Consider the following 3,609-nt stretch of genomic DNA (forward strand, 5'->3'; position numbering starts at 1 on the left):
GGTCGGGCGATAAGGGGCCGGGGCAGAGAAGGAAGATCTGGGCCGGAGTATGGACCGCTTCTACCGGGAAGGTGACGCTGGAAAGTGGGAGGACGCGCGAGGAGTTGGTGGCCTGGCTGGTGGAGATGAGCCGGGAGACTCCGCGGATGGTGGTGGGATTTGATTTTACGTTTAGTTATCCGGCGTGGTTTTTGCGGGAGCTGGGAATTGAGTCGGCGCCGGAGTTTTGGGAGCTGGTGGCTGCGGGGCGAGGGGAGGAGTGGCTGCATCGGGACTGTGCGGATGTGCGGTTTTGGGGGGTGCCGGGTTCGAAGCGGCATGGGAAGAAGCCTGCGGAGTTTTCCGGGGAGCATGCGCACAGGATGTTGCGAAGGGCGGAGACGGTGTTGAAGGTGCGGGCGGAGATGACGGATCCGCTGCAGATTGCGAGGATTGCGGGGATCGCGCCGAAGTCGGTGTTTCAGATTGGCGGAGCGGGAGCGGTGGGGACGGCTTCGTTGCGGGGGATGCCGGGGTTGCTGGTGCTGCGTGCGGCTGGATTTCGGATCTGGCCTTATGATGAGCCTTCGTTGAATGAACCTTTGGTGGTGGAGATTTATACGCGGCTGATGACGGGGGCGGTGACGAAGAGTTCGGAGGTGGCGCGGACTGCTTATCTGGCGAAGAAGCGGAAGGAGAGTGCTATGTATGCGGGGTTGTCGCGGCTTGTGATGGCGAAGGCAAGGGCGTCGGAGGATGCGTTTGATGCGCTGGTGACGGCGATGGTGATGACGGAGCATCGCGGGGAGTTTGCGGGGCTGCGGAAGACGGAGGATGAGGTGTTCCGGATGGAGGGACAGACCTGGGTGCCGGGGTTGGTCTGAGCGCGGGAAACTCTGGTGGGTGGATGGCGTCTAAGGTGAGATGAAGACGGTTAAGACGATCACACTGGAAGAACATTTTTTGACTGAGGGTTATGTGCGGGCGACGGCGGAGTATTCCGTGAGGACTGGGATGCAGTTTCCTGAGATGCAGGCGAAGCTGCTGGATTTGGGGGCGGGGCGGATTGCGGCGATGGACGAGGGTGGGGTCGATCTGCAGGTGATGTCGCTGGTTGCATTCGGGCTGGAGGGGTTGAGTGCGGCGGATGGGACGGCGGTGGCTCGGGAGGTGAATGACGAGCTGGCGGCGGCGGTGAAGGCGCATCCGGATCGGCTGGCTGGTTTTGCTACGTTGGCGCTAAAGGATGTTGGCGCGGCGATGAAGGAGTTGGAGCGCTGCGTCAAGGAGCTCGGTTTTCTTGGGGTGATGGTGAATGGGACGGTGGAGGAACGGTTCTTCGATGATGTGCGATTTCTGCCGTTCTTCGAAGCTGCGGCAGCGCTGGATGTGCCTGTCTATCTGCATCCGGCGCCTCCTCCGGAGCCGGTGCGGGAGGCTTACTACACAGGATTGCCGGGGGAGTTGGGGCGGTTACTCTCGATTGCGGGGTGGGGATGGCATTCGGAGACGGCACTGCATACGCTGCGGTTGATTGTTTCGGGGCTGTTCGATAAAGTGCCGGGGTTGCAGTTGATTATTGGGCATATGGGCGAGGGGTTGCCGTTTGCGCTGGCTCGGTCGAGCGGGGTGCTGTCGGGGCAGGCAAAGTTGAAGCAGACGGTGGCGGAGTACTTCAAGACGAATGTTCATATGACGACGAGTGGGTACTTCACGCTGCCGCCGCTGAGGTGTGCGCTGGAGGTGGTGGGGATTGAGCGGATGATGTACTCGGTGGATTATCCGTTTAGCGCGAATACGAAGGGGAAGGATTATCTGGAGAAGGTGGCGGGGGTGTTGTCTGTGGAGGAGATGGAGATATTCGTGGGTGGGAATGCGGCGAAGGTGTTGAAGATCACTTCGTAGTGTGCGGTGACTTCGAGATGCGTTTGCGCTGATAAACTTGGTGCTTATGATTAATCGTTCGGGCAGCCAGATTCGGGAAGATTTTTTGCGGTTTTTTGAGGGCAAGGGGCATCGGCGGGTGCACTCTTCTTCGCTGGTGCCGGTGAACGATCCTACGCTGCTGTTTACCAATGCGGGGATGAATCAGTTTAAGGATGTTTTTCTTGGGAACGAGAAGCGGGATTACACGCGGGCGGTCAGTTCGCAGAAGTGTGTGCGAGCGGGGGGCAAGCACAACGATCTGGAGAACGTTGGGTTTACGCGGCGTCACCATACCTTCTTCGAGATGCTGGGAAATTTTTCGTTTGGGGACTACTTCAAGAAGGATGCGATCGCTTATGCGTGGGAGCTGCTGACTTCGAATCACGATCATTGCTTTGGGATCGATCCTTCGCGGTTGTATGTGACGATCTTTGAGGGCGATGCGAAGGTTCCGCGGGATGATGAGGCGGAGAAGTTTTGGATTGAGATTGGCGTTCCGAAGGAGAGGATCTTTGGGATGGGGGCCAAGGATAACTTCTGGCAGATGGGGGATACGGGGCCTTGTGGGCCTTGTAGTGAGATCTTCTACGACCTGGGGATTGAGGCGGCTGAAGAGGCTGGGGTTGATAAGCCGTTTCCGCTGGACGAGCAGCGGTATGTCGAGATTTGGAATCTGGTGTTCATGCAGTTTGATAGGAGCAGCGATGGGACGCTGACTCCGCTGCCGAAGCCTTCTATCGATACGGGTATGGGGTTGGAGCGGGTGGCGGCGGTGTTGCAGGGAGTGTTGTCGAACTTTGAGACGGATCTTTTTACTCCGCTGATCAAGCGGGCTGAGGAGTTGACCGGGCATAAGGTTGAGCCCGAGCATTCTGTCGATGAGCGGTCGCGTGCGAGCTTGAGGATTATTGCGGACCATGCGCGGGCGGCTACTTTTTTGATCTCGGATGGTGTGCTGCCAGCGAATGAGGGCAGAGGGTATGTGCTGCGGAAGATTCTGCGGCGTGGGATTCGGCATGGGCGGCTGCTGGGGCAGGAGAAGCCGTTCATGTTTGAGATGGTGTTCGCGGTTCGGGATGAGATGCAGGTGGCTTATCCGGAGTTGAAGGAGACGGCGGAGCGGGTGAGTAAGGTGGTGCTGGTGGAAGAGGAGCAGTTTGCCCGGGTGCTAACCTCCGGCGCGAAACTCCTTGACCGTTCCATTGAAACTGCCAAGAGCGAGTACTTGTCTAATTCTGATCCTGAACAAAACAGTGCGCTGATGAGTGGCTTGGGTTTAGACCCAAATGAGGTGCATGGCTATTCACCTAAATCTGCAATTCTTCCTGGGACAATAGCTTTTCATCTCTACGAAACCTATGGGCTACCGCTTGACTTCATGGTCGATGCTGCTCGCGATGCAGAGATCGAGTTCGATCATGCTGGCTTTGATGCGGCTAAGGAAGAGGAGCAGCAGCGGGCTCGGGCGAGTTGGAAGGGTGGGTCGCAGAAGTCGGCGGCGCCGGTTTATCGGGAGTTGCCGAAGACGGAGTTTGAAGGGTATTCGACGCTGCGGGTGGAGGGGGCGAAGGTGCTGGCTCTGGTGAAGGATGGCGTTGGTGTGCCGGAGTTGAAGGGTGGCGAGACGGGTGAGGTGGTCCTCGACGCTACTAGTTTCTATGCGGACTCGGGTGGGCAGGTTGGGGATCAGGGGTGGTTGTATTC

The 3,609-nt window shown here is 58.3% G+C and carries 3 protein-coding genes; all 3 read left to right on the forward strand.

Going from position 1 to position 3,609, the window contains the following annotated elements; all coding sequences use genetic code 11:
* The coding region (locus tag GSQ94_RS15130; protein ID WP_158944682.1) for a hypothetical protein at positions 1–863 on the forward strand (863 nt) is incomplete at its 5' end.
* 40 nt (positions 864–903) lie between these two features.
* Complete coding sequence (locus GSQ94_RS15135) at positions 904–1,884, forward strand: amidohydrolase family protein (protein ID WP_158944683.1); 981 nt, start codon at positions 904–906, stop codon at positions 1,882–1,884.
* Between the two features lie 46 nt (positions 1,885–1,930).
* Positions 1,931–3,609: alanine--tRNA ligase (gene alaS / locus GSQ94_RS15140; RefSeq protein ID WP_158944809.1), on the forward strand; the 1,679-nt coding region annotated here is incomplete at its 3' end.

It is taken from the genome of Granulicella sp. S190, from assembly GCF_009766095.1.
In the GTDB taxonomy this organism is placed as follows: Bacteria; Acidobacteriota; Terriglobia; order Terriglobales; family Acidobacteriaceae; genus Edaphobacter.